At 40.9% G+C, this 17,588-nt stretch carries 10 protein-coding genes; 5 read left to right on the forward strand and 5 right to left on the reverse strand.

The window, feature by feature from the left end; translation table 11 throughout:
- The first annotated feature begins 3 nt into the window (after window positions 1-3).
- From AAH582_RS04730 to AAH582_RS04745, 4 genes are all read left to right on the forward strand, one after another.
- Window positions 4-1,323 carry a RagB/SusD family nutrient uptake outer membrane protein gene (locus AAH582_RS04730; RefSeq protein WP_343321328.1) on the forward strand — a complete coding sequence of 440 codons (1,320 nt, stop codon included), beginning with the start codon at window positions 4-6 and terminating at the stop codon, window positions 1,321-1,323.
- A gap of 75 nt (window positions 1,324-1,398) precedes the next feature.
- A complete protein-coding gene (locus AAH582_RS04735; RefSeq protein WP_343321329.1) occupies window positions 1,399-2,124 on the forward strand; it encodes a LytR/AlgR family response regulator transcription factor in 726 nt (241 codons plus the stop codon).
- Between the two features lie 231 nt (window positions 2,125-2,355).
- Window positions 2,356-5,466, forward strand: a complete 3,111-nt coding sequence (locus AAH582_RS04740) for a SusC/RagA family TonB-linked outer membrane protein (RefSeq protein ID WP_343321330.1) — start codon at window positions 2,356-2,358, stop codon at window positions 5,464-5,466.
- A gap of 36 nt (window positions 5,467-5,502) precedes the next feature.
- Window positions 5,503-6,987: a RagB/SusD family nutrient uptake outer membrane protein gene (locus tag AAH582_RS04745; protein ID WP_343321331.1), complete on the forward strand. Its 1,485-nt coding sequence runs from the start codon at window positions 5,503-5,505 to the stop codon at window positions 6,985-6,987.
- Between the two features lie 339 nt (window positions 6,988-7,326).
- Here AAH582_RS04745 and AAH582_RS04750 read toward each other — a convergent pair whose 3' ends face one another.
- Both AAH582_RS04750 and AAH582_RS04755 read right to left on the reverse strand, forming a co-directional pair.
- Window positions 7,327-8,508 carry a PepSY-associated TM helix domain-containing protein gene (locus AAH582_RS04750; RefSeq protein ID WP_343321332.1) on the reverse strand — a complete coding sequence of 394 codons (1,182 nt, stop codon included), beginning with the start codon at window positions 8,506-8,508 and terminating at the stop codon, window positions 7,327-7,329.
- Window position 8,509: 1 nt separating this feature from the next.
- Window positions 8,510-10,840 (reverse strand): TonB-dependent receptor, encoded by a 2,331-nt coding sequence (locus AAH582_RS04755; protein WP_343321333.1) that lies wholly within the window; start codon window positions 10,838-10,840, stop codon window positions 8,510-8,512.
- Between the two features lie 283 nt (window positions 10,841-11,123).
- Between AAH582_RS04755 and AAH582_RS04760 the strand changes: the two genes are divergently transcribed.
- Window positions 11,124-11,999, forward strand: a complete 876-nt coding sequence (locus tag AAH582_RS04760) for a glycerophosphodiester phosphodiesterase family protein (protein WP_046673932.1) — start codon at window positions 11,124-11,126, stop codon at window positions 11,997-11,999.
- A 10-nt stretch (window positions 12,000-12,009) separates the two neighbouring features.
- Here AAH582_RS04760 and AAH582_RS04765 read toward each other — a convergent pair whose 3' ends face one another.
- The 3 genes from AAH582_RS04765 to AAH582_RS04775 all read right to left on the reverse strand — a co-directional run bounded on the left by AAH582_RS04765 (window position 12,010) and on the right by AAH582_RS04775 (window position 17,226).
- Entirely contained in the window at window positions 12,010-12,435 is a 426-nt protein-coding gene (locus AAH582_RS04765) for a tetratricopeptide repeat protein (RefSeq protein WP_046673933.1), read from the reverse strand.
- Window positions 12,436-12,536: 101 nt separating this feature from the next.
- Entirely contained in the window at window positions 12,537-13,976 is a 1,440-nt protein-coding gene (locus tag AAH582_RS04770; RefSeq protein ID WP_046673934.1) for a SusD/RagB family nutrient-binding outer membrane lipoprotein, read from the reverse strand.
- A 130-nt stretch (window positions 13,977-14,106) separates the two neighbouring features.
- The gene (locus AAH582_RS04775) at window positions 14,107-17,226 is read right to left on the reverse strand and encodes a SusC/RagA family TonB-linked outer membrane protein (protein ID WP_053003662.1); all 3,120 of its coding nucleotides are present in this window, start codon (window positions 17,224-17,226) and stop codon (window positions 14,107-14,109) included.
- Window positions 17,227-17,588: the final 362 nt, after the last annotated feature.

Here is a 17,588-nt window from a genome sequence, read left to right on the forward strand (position 1 = left end):
AACATGAAGAAAATAATTTATTTTGGAATGATCATGACAGCGAGTGCATTGTCTTCCTGCAATAAATATTTAGATATACAACCCGTTGGGACGGTCATCCCTGCCACGGAAAGTGATTTTAGAGGATTGATGACAAGCGGTTACCTGGGATTCCCTACACATAAGTCCTATTTGTCTTTGCGTACGGATGAACTATTGTTGGATGAAAGTTCGACCGATGCCGCTAGAACCAAAGATATCTATCTTTGGAACGATCAAAATCCTGATGCGACAACAATCGCTTATCCTTATTTGGCATTTTACAACAGTATTTTTTATGCCAATCAAATTATCAGTACCATTGATGACAAATTAGGAAGTAATGCCACGGTAGATCAGATTAAAGGGGAAGCTTACCTAATGCGGGCTTATGCTCATTTTGAGTTGTTAAATCTTTACAGTGAGGTCTATTCGGCGAGTAATGCAGGGCTTCGGGGTGTTCCTTTATCGACAAAGATTGACCTGGAACAACGTTTTGTTCCAGCGACCATTGGAGAGTCTTATATGCAGATCCTGGCTGACATGGAAAAAGGGACAGCGTTACTGACTGTCGATGATCAGGCAAAAGGTGTTAATTATCGCTTTAGCAAACGCGCTGCTTTTGCAATGGCCTCACGCGTTCATCTATACCGCGGTGAGTGGCAGGATGCAATTGATGCCGCTAAAAAAGCTTTGGTTATAAATGACAAATTGGTTGATTTAAATGTTGTTGGAAGTCTACTTCCGAATGATTTTGAATCAGTGGAGATGATTATGGCTTTGGAAAAAGTATCTGTTCCCGGAGTGCGTACAAGTTCCTTTATTTCACCGACCTTATTAGACAGTTATTTAGCAGGCGATTTGAGAAAAGGTCGTTACTTCCAAAAAAGTGGTGGCGATTATGTATCCCTCAAAGGTGGTGAGAATCGTTTTAACGTGAGTTTTAGAAATGCTGATCTTTATTTGACGATGGCCGAATGTTACGTTCGTCTGGGAAATACAGCAGAAGCATTAAAATATCTGTCTGCTTTAAAGAAAAACAGATTCACAGCAGACGCATATGCCAAAGAAACGAAGGCTGACGCAGGTTTGTCAAAGGAGCAATTACTAGATGCGGTTCTGCTGGAACGCAAGCGTGAACTGGCGCTAGAGGGATTACGCTGGTATGATCTAAAGCGGACGACAAGACCGGCGATCACACACAGTAGTTTCGGTAGGACAGTAACCCTGCAGCAGAACGATCCACGTTATGTGATTCGTTATCCACAGGAGGCAATCAATAATAATCCCGATCTGTTGAAATAATCGTTTTTTTTTAAAATCCTATATATATTAATCCATTTTCTTTTTAGGAAATGGATTTTTTATTACATTCAACCCATGGGATGGAAAATACTGATTGTCGAAGACGAAGACTGGGCTTTTGTAGGCTTAAAGGAAATGTTGACTGCGCTCTATGGAGAAAGCGAACTGATCTTTACCAATGCAAAAGAGGTTCAGGAAGCGGTGACGACGATCAATAGAAATCAATTCGATCTGATTTTTATGGATATTCACCTGATGGATGGGCTGAGCTTCGAAATTTTTAAGCAGGTATCGATCGATGTGCCACTGATTTTTACGACGGCTTACGAACAATATGCATTGGAGGCCTTCCAAAATAAGGGTTATGCCTATCTGTTAAAGCCTTTCGACAGCGACGAGTTGGCGGAGATCATGAAACGTATAGAACCGCTACTACCCAACGTAGAACCTCGGCTCAAACAGCGCTTCCTAGTGAAATATGGTAATTTTTTAAAGTCGCTGGCCATTGCTGATATTGCCTATTTTATGGCAGAAGACAAAGAGCTGTATGCCATAGAAAAAGGATCGGGAATTGCATATATTATTGAAGATACCATCACACATCTCGTTTCACAGGTGGATCCCACAGTTTTCTTTCAGATCAATCGGAAATTCCTTGTTCGGATAGATGCCATCCAGTCCATGTTAAAGATTAGTCGAAATCGAATCAAGTTAGAGCTAATGCCTTCAACCCGAGAAGGAATTGTCGTCATTGTTAGTGAGGAACGGTCCCCGAAGTTTCAAAGATGGCTTGATCAATAAATGGTGAGTTAGCTAACGAAAAAATATTTTTCTACACTATTTATAAATTAAGTAGCTGAATATTAGTGTTTTTTTGTTTTTAATTCTTAAAATCTAGTAATTCAATGGATTTTATTATATATTTGCACTCGAATAAAATCTATTAAACAAGTAGTTTTTATTCGAGTGCAAGAAGCCGCCGTGTTTTTTGTTTTTAATCACACTTAACTTATTTAGTAAAGCATTCTTACGATGTACGCAAAACTTAAATACATTCCTATTGCTGCTATAGCATTATCGGGGGTCAATATGAACAGGCTCTATGCTCAGCAGCGGGCTATACAAGGAAAAGTTGTTGATGCCAATACCGGTCACCTACTTCCTGGAGTAAATGTTCGCATTTCGGGGCAAAATCAAGGAACCTTAACGAATTCAAAAGGAGAGTTTACAATCAATGTCACAGGTGACGTATTACCTGTATTGGAATTTTCTTTTGTTGGCTATGAATCTCAACAGCTAAAAGCAACAAGCACAAACTTAACATTGTCCTTGAACCCCTCCAGTACAGATCTGGAAGAGGTGGTGGTCGTGGCTTACGGTACTGCCAAACGTACAAACATAACGGGATCGGTCAGTACAGTAAGCAGCAAAGCGATCGAAAATAGACAAGTGTCAAATATTACCAAAGCATTAGAGGGACAGGTACCGGGCTTACAGTCCGTGGCGTCCTCGGGACAGCCAGGTACTGAAGCAGCCATCCGTATTAGGGGTATCGGCTCCATTAATGCCTCCAGTGCACCTTTGATCGTGCTGGATGGTAGTCCCTATGCAGGAGATATTAACTCCATCAATCCGAATGACATTCAGTCCATCTCTGTTTTAAAAGATGCAGCATCAAGTGCACTTTATGGTTCCAGAGGGGCAAATGGGGTGATTATCATTACCACAAAGTCGGGTGTGACTTCCGACAACACCAAGATTAATCTCAATTTTACACAGGGCTATTCAACACGTGCAGTTCGTGACTATGATCAGGTGTCGACCGATGAATATTTTCAACTCTATTGGGAAGCTTTAAGAAATAAAAACCTATCAAATGGCCTTACGGCAGAGCAAGCGGCGTCCAATGCAAGTAAGACCGTATTGACAGATTTAAATATTAATCCTTACGGCAGTCAATACCCACAGCCGGTCGGCGTAGATGGTAAATTGGTTGCTGGAGCAAAAACGCTTTGGAATGATCCATGGACCGACGTATTGCAACGTACTGGGGTGCGTACACAGGCAGACCTCGGATTTAGCGGTGGTAGTGCGAAGAGTACCTACTACATTTCAGGAGGTTATCTCAATGATCAAGGAATTGCAATTGAATCGGGCTTTAAACGCTATAATCTGCGTGCAAATATTGACAGTAAGGTCAAGTCTTGGTTAAATGTAGGCCTGAATATAGGTGGTAGCAGTACACAACAAAAATATCCGCAGTCTGAAGACAGTAATACGGCTAATATTATAAATTTTACGAGACTGGTCCCTTCTTTTTATCCGTACTATGAACGGAATGCGGATGGCTCATATGTCCTTGATGGAGCCGGAAACAAGATTTACGATTTTGGAGAATATCGTCCAAGTGGTGCGACTCCACGTAATAATCTGGCAGCATCTCTTCCTTTGGATCGAAATGATATCCGTCGCGAAAATCTATCTGCGCGAACCTATCTGGAAGTTTTGTTTTCTAAAAACTTAAAGTTCAAGTCGACTTATAGTCTTGATTATCTCAATGGAAATACGCACGACTACACTAATCCATTGTTGGGCGATGGTGTGAACACCGGAGGTTATGTGTATCGTTCAAACGTACGTACGGTCGCACAGACCTGGAATAATTTGCTGACCTATGAAAAGCAGTTTGGTTTGCATTCCCTCAATGTATTGGCCGGACAGGAATACTATGATTTTAACAGCAGTAATATAAATGGTAGCAGACAACAGTTTGTACTTCCTTATTTTGACGAACCTGCTGCTGCATCTCAACTTAATAATTTTACAGGATCCAGTGTTGATTATAGGTTACTGAGCTTTTTGGGAAGAGCGGAGTATAACTATGATAACAAATACTATTTTTCAACTTCCTTACGGACAGATGGATCATCTCGTTTTTCGCCGGATAAACGTTGGGGTACGTTCTGGTCTGTGGGCGGCTCATGGAAACTGAAGCAGGAAGAATTTCTGAAGGATAATACAACGATTGATCAGCTGACGGTAAGAGCGAGTTATGGTGGACAGGGAAATGATAATCTGGGAACCTATTATGCTTATAAAGGACTTTATACGATTGCCAATAGCTTAGGTAAGGGCGGTACCTATACCGGCAGGCTGGCTACTCCAGACCTGAAATGGGAGTCGAACCTCAATTTGAATGTGGGGGTTGACGTATCCGCTTTTGAGAACCGGGTGTCGTTAAGTGTGGAGTACTTTAACCGTCGAAGTAAAGATTTGCTATTTACAATGCCGATGGCTTATTCAACAGGATATACAGGCTATGATGCAAATATAGGAGCGCTGAAAAATACAGGTGTCGACGTGGATATTCGTACTGTCCCGGTTCGAAATGAAAATTTTAAATGGAATTTAGACGTCAATCTTTCGCATTATAAAAACAAGATTACAGCTTTGCCAAAAGATAACAAACCGATCATTACAGGGAATAAACTCCTGCGCGTAGGCGGAAGTATCTATGATTTTTATCTGCCGGAATGGGCTGGAGTAAATCCAGATAACGGTCTGCCACAATGGTATACTGCTGATAAGGACGGTAATAAAACAGGTGAAAAAACTTCGGAATACAGTAAGGCCGGTAATTTTATTGCCGGAACTTCATTGCCAGATCTTGTCGGCGGGATTCAAAACAGTTTCACCTACAAAAATTTTGATTTGTCTGCTTTATTGAGTTTTAGTTTGGGTGGACAGATATTAGATAACGATTATATTCAGCTTATGCATAGCGGTAATAATCCAGGACGCGCTTGGTCCAAGGAGATCCTCGAGCGCTGGACGCCTGAGCATACGCAGACCGATGTGCCTAAATTGACAACCGATAACTTGAATTGGACTTCTTCGTCCACACGCTTTCTTTACAGTGGCACTTATGCACGCCTTAAAAATGTAAGTTTAGGTTATCGATTACCTTCGGATTTATTAAAGCGGATAGGTGTAGAAAAACTTCGCGTCTTTGCAACAGCCGAAAATCTATTGACATTTTATGGTCATCAAGGAATGGATCCAGAACAGACGGTGAATGGGGCGACCTATTTTCGCTATCCGGCAATGCGAACAATCTCTGGTGGTATTCAGCTTGTTTTTTAATGCCTTATTGTTAATCTGAGAATTTAAATGAAAATCATGAAACTAAAAATTGTATATATCATATTGGCGCTCTCCCTAGTGAATGCATCATGTAAGGATGCGCTTGAGCTGGATCCGACGACCGCAGTGCCTGAAGGTGAAGTTTTTAAAAACACCGACAATGTTGCTACGGTGATCAACGGTACCTGGAAGTATTTAAATGATACCTATTTTACCTATGCTAATCCGGGATATACAGCGGTGATGCGTACTAGTGATGCGATGGGAAGTGATGTGGCGGTGACTACCAAATATGGCTATCGTGATGCTTATGCCTTTACCGAATTGACAAATAATCGATCAAATCGTGTCAATTCTTTTTGGATTATGTTGTATAAGGTGATCGATAACATGAACAATGTCATTGCAAAGGTAGATGGGGCCGAAGGCTCTACTGAAACTAAAAATGTGTTAAAGGGAAGAGCTAAAGCATTACGTGCATTTTCCTACTTAAATCTGGCCACATTTTATCAGTTTAGTTACCTCAAGGACAAAAATGCGAAATCTGTTCCGATTTATACCGAACCCAGTACACTATCGACTGAAGGAAAATCAAGGTCAACACAGGCAGAAGTGTATGAACTTATCTTGAAAGATCTCAAAGACAGTGAAAGCTTGTTGGCTTCTGCTGGTCGAGCGGATAAATACGAAATCAATGCAGAGGTTGTTTATGGTTTGCTCGCTCGGACTTATCTGCAGGTGGGCGAATGGAAACTGGCGGCAGCGTATGCTGAAAAAGCAGCTCAGAAGTATAATTTAATGACTCCGTCAGATTATCAGGCGGGTTTTAATGATCTTGGAAATAGCGAGTGGATTTGGGGGCATCAGCAGACTAACGAGCAAAATGTGGCAAGTTATACATTTCATTATTTGGATGTTTCGTCAGCTGGATCTTATTACTATAGTTTTATGGCCGATCCTTATTTTAAAGATTTATTCGATACCAGTGATGTGCGTTACGCTTTATTTGAATGGGATAATTTACCCGGTCGGGAGGGCTTTCTACGGTATAAGAAGTTTAAGTTTAAATCGAATTTGATCGGTGACATTGTGTATATGCGTGCTTCGGAAATGGTTTTGATCGCTGCCGAGGGGTACGCACGGGCTGGTGAAAAAGATAAAGCAGTAGCAGCCTTGAATAAGTTGCGTGCAGCGAGGAATGCAAAGCTGTTTTCAGGAAATGATACGGATCAATTAATTGCAGCGGTCCTGATTGAAAGACGAAAAGAGCTTTGGGGGGAAGGATTTGCCCTGTCGGATATTCTTCGGACACAAGGAAAGGTTGCACGAAAATCTTATGTTGATGCAGACGGCAAGCCTATTCAAGTCCAAATTGTGGGTGCAGATGGCAAACCGAAGCTAGTGAACGGGCAGGGGCACCGGGTTATTAAGTTTCCTAATGGATCTAATTTTGTGGAAAATAGCCCTTATTATTTGTTTGCTATCCCATACGAAGAGACTGTGCGGAACCCGAATCTGTAAAGTTAGTTGTTGGTTTATTATTGAAGAAATCCGGTGTACCCTGTGCATCGGATTTTCTTTTTTCCCGCTCGCCCTTCTTTTTAGGCTCTATATTGTGGTTCCTTATGTTGAAGAATGCTTCCTTTTTTTAGTGTCGCCCTGTTGATCCTGCTTCGCGCTGGACTCTTCTCGATTTAAAGGTTGTCATCTTTTTTCTCTCGTATGGTATTTTTTCAGCTGGCTTATCGTGTTCCTGTAAATTTGGTCAAGAGATTGTGTCGGGTAAATAGGGTGAGGGTTAGTTTTCCACATTATGTTAATAACGCTGTTGAAAACCTGTTTAAAAGAAAAATACAGTTATTAACAGTACTTATTAACATTGTGTTGATAACCTTTCTTTTTCTTCTTTTTGCTTTTGTTCATCCAGATGATGTATCCTGTGATGGGCAAGGAAGCACAAAAGAGACTGGAAAGGCAAGCGATAATTTTTGTTATGAGTCCACCGATGGCACCGGTATGAATATCATAGTTAAGTGCACTGAGCTTATCCCCATACTGCAATTCGTTGCTGGATTTGACTGCTGTAAGACTGTTTTCTTCTTTATTATAATAAAGCCAGTCAAATACACCGCTTCGTTTTTCATGATGTCTCACCTGTATATCCATTGCTGTTTCGGTTTCTTTTTTTAGTCGGATCGACATCATTTCAGCATCCGGATAATTTGTCAAGGCATACCGCAGCGCATTGTCCTGAAATTTCTTTTCCACAGCGGGCAAGGGTATAGGGGAGCTACGTGTGGAAGAAGCTGTTGGCGACTGCAATAAATTGAATGTTGCGCTATAGGTCTTTTTAAAATCCGGAAAAGCAAAAGCGAGTCCCGTAATGGCAAAAATCAATCCGATAAATAAACTGTAAAATCCAATGACATTGTGGAGGTCGTGGTTCAGTCGCTTCCATTTTACTTTGGTATCGAGCCAAAAACTGCGTTTGAGATTCTTGCCCTTCCATTTTTTTGGCCACCAAAGAACAATGCCACTAAGTAAGATAAGTACAAAAATGGCCGTTGACCAGGCGACGATAGGGTGGCCATATTGCTTGCCCAAGAGGAGATTGAGGTGAAGCTGAAGCACCAGTTGAAAGAATTCTGTTTTTGAATTTTCTACTTGCTGTACCTGGCCAGTATATGGATTGATGAAAACGCGTTTGTAATAGCGGTAATAATTCCAATGGCCAAATGCTTTTTCGTCCGTTTTTATGGCACGAAATACCCAGGTACGATTCTTCGAAGGATAGAGATCAACCCGCGTAATTTTTTGATTTTTTTTGAGGCTTTTCTGTGCGCTGTCAAGAAGTGTGCTTAATGGTAGTGGAGTTTTTGAGAGGATGGTTGTATCGGAGATAAAATATTTTTCAGGATAAGCCCAGAGCTTGAGCTCATCCTGAAAGGTGTATATGCTGCCCGTCAGGCTTAGGATGAATACCACAACTCCGGTGATGATTCCGAGCCATTTATGCAACCAAAGAATGACGGTCTTAAACATATTAAAATTTATAGTTGATGTTAAATGAGGCCAACATACCTTGTCCTTTGACGTATTCTTCATTTAAGGCACGATATTGACTGACAACAGGGTAATAGTTTTTATTGAATAAGTTTTCTACACCCATACCGATAGACCATTGTTTGTTTACTTGGTAATTTCCATTTAAGTTAAATAGGTCAACAGTCTTAACTGGGCCTTCGCTGTTTTTGTATACGCCTTTATCGTTTGGAAGAAAGCGATCCCGGGACCCGGTATGCACCCAAAAAAGCTGAAAGGTTAAGGGTTTGATTGGCGTGTAATAGATGTATCCTGTTGCTTTATCTGGCGAGATCCGTGAACCATTGAGGTAGGATTTTGATCCATCGTCTTTTTTTGACTTTCCTTCCACATAGGCATAGGTTCCACCGATGGTCAATTGAGGCGAAATATGAGCGCTTAATGCAATTTCGTATCCGTACACATCTTCTGGGAGGCGTTGTGGCATCAGGTAACCACCAATGTCCACCAGTTCAACGCCCATTTTTGAAGTACTGTAGTAATAAGATGCTGATAGCTGGAAAATGCTGTAATTGCTTGAGAATCCGATTTCGTAATTATTGGTGATGATAGGGTCAGTTTTTAGGCTATCTAAATCATTATCTGTTGCCCGACGCACAATACGGCCAAGTTCATTGATCGCGAAACCTTGTGAGAAACTCACGAAGGGATTAAAGATCGCGAATTTGTTGTAACGCAAACCTGCATTGAAGGTCGCTCCTTTGTAGGGAATTGTACCTCCTTTTACGGCAATACTGCCTTCGTTGTTGGGACCTGTAGCGATGGTATGGAAATCCTTGATTTTGACTGTTGCATTTTCATAACGTACACCGCCTTTAAAGATTAAATTTTCTAGGAAATCAATTTTTACCTGGGCGTATGGAGCGACGTTTAACATGTTCATATAGGGAATATAGACCCTGCCGTCGGTCAGATTTTGATCCGTAACATCATTTAATAAATCCACACCATAGGTGATATCCGCATTGGAACCCAATACCTGGAAAGGTGTGTTTAGGTTAACGCGTAGGCCTTTTTTCTCCGAGTTGATCTGTGTTTGTCCCGGACCGTACCATGCAGAAGCTTTCTCGACATAACGGTTCATGGATCGAAATGTATTGTAGTATGCAGAAGCAGTTAAGGATGTCGAAGCGAATAGATTACTTTTAGTATAGGTCAACATGGCATTGTGGTTATACGGAGTTCCGGCAGGTTTACCTGGATCATCGCCTTTTACGCCTATCGTTGGCGTTTGACCATATACACCTGTTTGGCTGATGTATCTGTTGTGTTGGTTACTTCTGTAGAAGTTGTATACTGCCGTAATAGTGGAGCTACTATCGATACGGTATCCGGCCTTTAAAAACGCATTATATTGATAGGTGTTCGAAAGACCGTCTGTCTGACCAAGGGGAACTCCGTCGCCATCGCGCTGCAGGCCAACGTAATCGGCCGAACCGCTAACGGTATAATTCCATCTGTTTTTTTGTCCGTACAAGGTTTGTCCTATGCGATATCCCATGGTGCCGGCGCTGTGTACGGGATTGAATGTTGTTCGTAGACTGGTGATTCCTTGGATAGCTGCAGCGTCTTTGGAGGGATTGCGTGTAATGTAATTGATAATCCCGCCTGCCGATCCATTTCCATAGATGGATGTGGCACCTTTGATAACCTCCACGCGCTCGATGACACTCGGGTCAATGGTCCGGAGATCACGTTGTCCATTCATCAAAGGTGTAGATTGCGGGATCCCGTCAATCAACACCAGTACAGATCGCCCACGCAGTGTTTGTCCAGAATTGGTCGCTTTGTTGGTTGAGGTTCCCAAGCCAGGGATGGTATTACCCAAGATTGTGGAAAGATTGGTGCTTATTTGACTTTGAGCTTCGATTTCTTTTGTGGTTAAAATAGAAACTGAAGAAGGAACAGTTGAAATGTTCTCCGCTTTGCGTCCAGCTGTTACGATAATTTCATCTAAAAGTTGAGTAGAATTGAGCTGAAATAACAGGGGCTGTTGAACGGTATCTAAATTAACCATTTTTTCAACTGTTGAAAAGCCTGTATAAGACACACGCAATTGAATGGGATTATTCAACGGTCTTTTTGCAAAAATGAATTGCCCGGATTGATTGGAATAGCCGACGCTTTTTCCGTCGACTTTGATATTCGCTTGACTTAATGGTTTATTGTCACTGTCTTTTACGATAAGGGATAATTCTTGTGCATGTAGCTGAGCACTTAAAAGCAAAAGAATTCCACTGCTGAACATCATATAGCGTGTTCCGTTTTTCATGGTAATTTATTTAGATCAAATATAAATTAATGTGCAAATATAGTTTATTTTATAGTTGTGCCAACAGCTATACGTTATTTTTTTGATTTTTACAGATGTTAGGTCGTGATTTTCAAGTTCATTTTGTCGCACTTGATGCGTATGAATTGGTAAGCAAATGTTTACGGGCTGGGGTTTACACGAATTAAATGCTTTATTAAAGATTTATTGATCTTGGATGATTATTTTAGCATACTGTTTTTGTGTGTCGCAGGCTAAGAAATTTTAACGTAATTATAAATTCATGAGAAGAACATTTTTTGCTTTTTTTCTTTTTGTTTCGTCGTACTCAATCGTCGTCGGGCAAAAAATCCACTCACTTGCGTTTGCTTCTCCACAGGCGATGCGAGCTTATTTTACCTATGCTAGCGACAAAAAAATTGTCAGTGGTCATCGGGGAACGATTGAGGCTGGGCTTCCAGAAAATTCGATTGCGGCATTTGAGGCCGTACTGCAAAAAACACCGGCTATTTTTGAAATCGATCCGCGTTATACCAAGGATAGTGTTGCTATCTTGATGCATGATGCGACATTGGATCGAACCACAAATGGAAAAGGAAAAATAGCAGACTATACCTGGGATGAATTGCGTAAACTGAAGCTAAAGGATCAGGCTGGAAATGTGACCAACTATGGTATTAACACACTTGATGAAGTTATTAAATGGGCAAAGGGTAAAACTATCCTCAACTTAGATAAAAAAGATTTACCATTGGCGGCTACAGCAGCAATACTAAAAAAATACAATGCCTACAGTTGGGTGTGGGTTACGGTACATAATACTGAACAGGCAGCGTTTTATTTGGCGCAGAATCCAGAACAGTATATGTCCATGCATATCAAAGATCAAGCTGCATTGGAGAAGTTTAAATCCGCTGGATTACCCTACGATCGTATGATTGTCTATATCGGGCCAGAACTAAAGGATTCCAATCAGGCGATGTATCAATTTTTCAACAGAAAGGGTGTGATGTGCATGATTTCAGCAGCACCTACCTACGATAAATTGAAGACAAAGGCAGAACGTGGCGAGAAGTATAAGGCCATATTTGCGGAAGGAGCCTCCATTCTTGAGTCTGATCTTCCTATGGAAGTTGGCGAAGTAATCGATTCGTTTTGACGAATTATTATCAATCCAAATCGATATTGTCATCTAAAAATTTAAGATACTTAGGTGATTCATCGTCAAAAATGTCTCTTCCTTCCATCATATAGGCGCGGAGAAGATATTCCTGGGCAGACTCGCTATTATTGTCTTCCAAATAGCACTGTCCTAAGCGCAGCATGATAAAAGGGTTTTCATAGGCATTTTCGATAATGTTCTGTTTTGCCTTTTCAAAATGGGAGAGGGCATTGCGAAAATCGTCCATTAAGAAAAAGGCATCTCCAATGGAAGCTTCGAGCCAGAGGCTTTCCGCATGAACATTTTGTGGACTAGGGACTAGATCAAGCGCTTCGGTCCACACCCGAATTGCTTCCTGATAGTTGCCTTCATCACATTGGATGTTTCCTTCCTCGCTAAGTTGGTCTATTCTGTCTAATGTTTGATCGTCCATAGCATTTTATTCTTTAGAGTGCTATACGAAGATAAGAAATCTACAGAAAAAAAGCGGAAAAATAACTTCTTCCGCTTCTTTGAAATTGTTTGAATTTATGCTTATTCTACATCAAACCACAATTTAGTGAGTAATGTATTGCTACCCTGACGTGCTATGGCTTCCTGATAGCTCGTTCCATTGAGTGATTGTTCGGTTCCCGGGTAGAGAAAACGCAAAGGAATTTTGCCATTTAAAGCACCAGCTTTCGCTGGTGTTAATTGCGGATAATCTAACCTACGCCATTCTGCAAAGGCTTCTAAGCCCTGTCCATACAATGCAATCCATTTTTGTTCGCCAATGGATTTTTTGTAGCTATTGGAATCGAACTTAATGGCTGCCTGGCTGAGATAGCTAACGATTTGATCATTGCCAACGTTGTATTGCTCCAAAGAAGCACGGATTGCCTTCTGATAGTAGTCTGCTGCGTCACCTGTAATAAATCCTCTGCTGACTGCTTCTGACAAACCAAAAAGTGTTTCCGAAAAGCTTAAGATTACTGCTGGAGCATGTGGGTCTCTAAAATAGATACCAGGTCTTGAAGTACGGGCGAATCCTAAGTTACTGGCGTCGCTTGCCGTTAAACCATTTGGTACGCCGATATATTTTTCTGGCGTTGAGGTAGTGGTTGTATCGGCGTAAATACCTAAGCGCGGATCGTTAAGTGAACGCAATTTGTCGACAATTGTCTTACTGACTCTATAGTCTTCCCGCGCTTCAAACGATGCACTGACCGGATTACGATAGGGAGCGTCGCGATAGATGAGCTGTGCATTGTCTGCATTTGAAGTCAAATAGCCACTTCCTTCTGCAGCGATCTCCTGTAATGTTGTTTTGGAGAGGTTTGGTAATCGGTCTGCGATACGTAAAGCAATACGTAGACGGAGGGCATTTGTAAAACGCTTCCATTGTGCGATCTTACCGTTATAAATAATGTCTCCTTCAATATTTTTTCCACTCGGATTTAATAAAGCCTGAGCACTTTTCAGATCGTTTAATAAGCCTGTGTATACTTTTTCTTGCGTATCGTAATGTGGTGTAAGATAAACGTCAATATTTCCCGCTTCTGTGTAAGGTATTTCACCATAAGCGTCCGTAAGTAGCGAGAATACCCAAGATTGTAGGACGATTGCCACCCCCTTATAGTTGTCATTTCCTGTGCTTGCCGCCAGTTTTTGAATGATTTTCAATTGGCTAATGCTTTTCGAGTACCAGGTAGACCAACCCTCGTTAAAATCATTATTTGTAAAGATGTAACGATCGGGATCAGTATACTGTATTCTCGCCCAATGTTGAACAAATAACAAGCTAGACGCGAGGTTGTTACTTATACCCCAGTAGCTATCTGTTGTCGTTTTAATCGTACTGGTTAGCAGGTAGGCCGGCTGAGGAGTTTCTGCTTCATTCTGATTTTGGTTTACTTTTGCCAACTCGTCTTTACAGGACGCCGTTAGGCCCAGTAAGAGAAAAAGTCCTGCTATATGTTTGTTATTTATTTTCATTTTCTATCGTTATTTGTTTATCAATTAGCTGTTATCAACGGTACTTGTACCTTATTTGCTTTGTTAATTGCCAGTTACTTGTATAAATCCGTAAGTTTTGTTCTATTTTTAATCCGATTGTTTCATTTTCTTAAAACTTCAGGTTCAAATTGAAACCAAAGCTTCTTGTAGTGGGCAATTGCAAACTTTCCAAACCTTGGGCATTTCCTGTGTTAAAAGCTGTTTCCGGATCAATGTTGGGTGCATTTTTATGAATAATCCACAAATTACGACCTACTAAAGAGAAAGATGCTCCCTGAAAACCAATTTTGGAAATCCAGCGATTGGGTAATTGGTAACCTAGTTTTACCTCGCGCAACTTGACATAGGAAGCATCGAATACATTTGCTTCATTGGTTCTATATAACGTTTTATAATATTGTTGTGCCGAAACAACCTTCGTGTTTTCCGAACCATCTGCATTAACGCCATCTGCAATAATACCGTCATCGTACGTTATACCGTTCACCGTATAGCTCAAACCGCCATGCTCAGCATCCCTTCCTGGAAGCGTGGAGGCTAATACTCCTGTTCCTGTACCTGTAGCATTCGTGCCAGAATACAGCTTTCCACCGTGTTTGATGTCGATCAAAAAGCTTAGGTCAAAGTCTTTGTAACGGAATTGATTAGTAATACCACCTAACCAGTTTGGTGTAAATTTTCCAAAATAGTGGTTGACAGGGTCGGTAGCAGGTGTCCCATCGGCATTCACAATAATACGTCCAGCGTCATTTCGCAAAAAGCCGGTTCCGTAGAGAGTTCCATAGGGTTTTCCGACTGCAGCCAAGACCTGTACTGTTCCCGAAGAACCGATCGTATAGCTTTTTAATAATCCGGCATCATCTAATTCTACGACTTTACTTTTATTCGTCGCAAAGTTTACATTGATGTCCCATTGAAAATCCTGTTTTTTTAACGGGGTAACACCGAGTTGAATTTCCAACCCTTTATTATTGATTTTTCCGGCGTTGACAAGTTGTTTTTTGTAACCTGTTGAAGGGCTAACATCAACGCTTAAGATTTGATTGATACTATTGATATCATATAAACTTAGATCCAAACGTACCCGACTTTTGAAGAAGGCCAACTCGGTACCTAATTCCGTCGAGGTTGTTGTTTCAGGTTTTAGATCTGGATTTTTCTTGATGTCATTGACTGATAATTGCGGGCTATTTCCATAAGGCGCACTAAAAAGATAAGAATCTATTAAATTAAATGGATCGGTGTCTTTACCTACTTTAGACCATCCGCCACGTAATTTCCAAAAAGAAAGTACATTGCTTTGAATAGCAAGAGCATCTGTCAATACGATACTTGCGTTTGCTGATGGGTAGAAATAAGATAGGTTATCAACGGGTAAAGTTGAAGACCAATCATTTCGTGCCGTCAGATTCAAAAAGGCATAATTTTTATAGCCTAATTGTGCGGAAGAAAAAATGCTGTAAGCTTTCAAGGGACTATACTCACCCGTTGAGATCAGAGCATCTCTCGAGTTTGCCAGTGTGTATACGTCAGGTACTGCCAAACGCGGTGCCTTTTGGTTATTCCGTTGTCGGGACTGGCTTCGTATATTTCCACCCCCTAGGATGTCCAATGTGAAATCATTGGAAAGGGGACGGTTATAATTTAAAGTAAACTCCGTATTATTTTCATTTACGGTGTAAGCATCCTCTTCGTAAGAGCCATAAGGCGTACCGTTCGTGCCATATGCGATTCTAATTTTACGCCGATCCGTATAATAATCGTTACCTGTACGGAAGTTTGCCGTCAAATGCTTATTGATTTTATAGTTCAAACCAATATTGCCAAAAATGCGGTCGCGCTGCTGCTGAACCGTATTCTCTTCCGCAATGAAATAAGGGTTGCTATAATAACTATTGTTCCAATTGACTAGATTGCCGTTAGCATCCCGATAATTTTTTAGACGCGAAACATCCACTTGTCTTCCAAACCACGTAAATTGTAACATGTAACCATTCGAACGGAAACCGCCTACACCGGGTAAATTACCAGAATTCGTTCGTACATAGTTTGCGTTGGCCGTAAGGGTTAGATCTTCTGTGATTTTATAACGTGTATTAATATTGAAATTGTTTTTTTCAATGGAAGAATTTGGAACAATCCCCGTTTGATTGCTATTATTATACGAGAAACGGTAATCAATTTTGTCCGTTGCATCGGCAATTGAAATACCATTATTTAAAGTTCTTCCCGTACCAAAGAAACTCCTGACGTTATCTGGATGTGCTACAAAGGGCACGGCTTCACCATTGGAATAAAACTGAGGAATCAGTCTGCCGTCCATCTTTGGCCCCCAACTTTCGTCCACACCATCATTTATCCCGCCGCCCTTGCCATCTACATAGCTAAATTTTCCATCGGCACCTTGTCCAAAAACATTTTGATAATCGGGTAAAACGGCAAGCCGTTCGATTGTATTATTTGAATTGATGTTTATTCCTAGTCCTTTGCGTTTTTTTCCGGATTTTGTTGTAATCAAAATTACACCTGCGGCGGCCCTTGAACCATATAATGCAGCGGCATTGGGTCCTTTTAGTACACTGATCGATTCAATATCTTCACTGTTGATGTCTGAGATTGCATTAGCATAATCCCGATTACCGCTCGTACCCAACTGGGAATTATCAACGGGGGTTCCGTCGATCACAAATAATGGCTGATTATTTCCCGCAATTGATGTTTCTCCGCGGATAATAATCCGGGAGGACCCCATGTTACCTTGACTATTTGTTACCTGAACGCCTGCAACCTTTCCTGCAAGTGAATTGACTAAATTACTTTCTTTAGCTTCCGAAAGGTCCTTTCCTTTCAGCTCCTGAATAGAATATCCCAATGTCTTTTTTTCCTTCGAGATATTTAATGCCGTCACAACGACTTCGTCGAGTTGTGAAGTCGTTGGCAAAAGTTGAACAGTGGTGAAACCTGTAGGATTGGTTTGAACAGTCCTAGTTTCAAAGCCAATGTATTGAATGCTGATGTTGAGTGAGCTTCCAGTCGAAGGGAACTCAAATAATCCATTTGCATCTGTTTGAACCTGCTTTTTGCTACTTGTTTCGGTAACTGTAGCCCCTTGGATAGGATTGTTGTTGTTGTCGACTACCTTTCCCTTTATAGTGGTTTGTGCGTATAGCGCGCCAGTACTAAGACAAAGCGCGGCCATTACGACAAAATTTATGTTATTTTTTGCCATATTAATTATAATAGTGAGTTTATTATTTGAGTTGGGTTATAGGAGATATTTGAAATTTACCTGTAAAACATCCCCTTAGGACATTCGTTTTTCAAGGATATTATCTGTATGCTGTTTCATGTGTTAAAAAATGTTAATGCAAATATATAAAATCTACCTGATAACTATACTTTGTTTTTTTGTTTTTTGTAATTTTTGAGTCAGAATGATGAGATGTGGTCGTTAAAGGAGGGGGGAGGCTAATTAATCAAGTTCGTTTTTTTTCCGGAATACCTTCATATGTTCTATGCAATATGTTGCTTATCAGAATATTGATTGGCGGATACGAATCATAAACGGCGACGTACGAATTGTAAATCTTC

This window comes from Sphingobacterium multivorum (genome assembly GCF_039511225.1).
Lineage (GTDB): Bacteria > Bacteroidota > Bacteroidia > Sphingobacteriales > Sphingobacteriaceae > Sphingobacterium.

Bases quoted from the DNA above. Each gene is read 5' to 3' on its own strand.
- AAH582_RS04730 (WP_343321328.1), top strand. From the start codon at position 4: ATGAAGAAAATAATTTATTTTGGAATGATCATGACAGCGAGTGCATTG.
- AAH582_RS04735 (WP_343321329.1), top strand. From the start codon at position 1,399: ATGGGATGGAAAATACTGATTGTCGAAGACGAAGACTGGGCTTTTGTA.
- AAH582_RS04740 (WP_343321330.1), top strand. From the start codon at position 2,356: ATGTACGCAAAACTTAAATACATTCCTATTGCTGCTATAGCATTATCG.
- AAH582_RS04745 (WP_343321331.1), top strand. From the start codon at position 5,503: ATGAAACTAAAAATTGTATATATCATATTGGCGCTCTCCCTAGTGAAT.
- AAH582_RS04750 (WP_343321332.1), bottom strand. From the start codon at position 8,508: ATGTTTAAGACCGTCATTCTTTGGTTGCATAAATGGCTCGGAATCATC.
- AAH582_RS04755 (WP_343321333.1), bottom strand. From the start codon at position 10,840: ATGAAAAACGGAACACGCTATATGATGTTCAGCAGTGGAATTCTTTTG.
- AAH582_RS04760 (WP_046673932.1), top strand. From the start codon at position 11,124: ATGAGAAGAACATTTTTTGCTTTTTTTCTTTTTGTTTCGTCGTACTCA.
- AAH582_RS04765 (WP_046673933.1), bottom strand. From the start codon at position 12,435: ATGGACGATCAAACATTAGACAGAATAGACCAACTTAGCGAGGAAGGA.
- AAH582_RS04770 (WP_046673934.1), bottom strand. From the start codon at position 13,976: ATGAAAATAAATAACAAACATATAGCAGGACTTTTTCTCTTACTGGGC.
- AAH582_RS04775 (WP_053003662.1), bottom strand. From the start codon at position 17,226: ATGGCAAAAAATAACATAAATTTTGTCGTAATGGCCGCGCTTTGTCTT.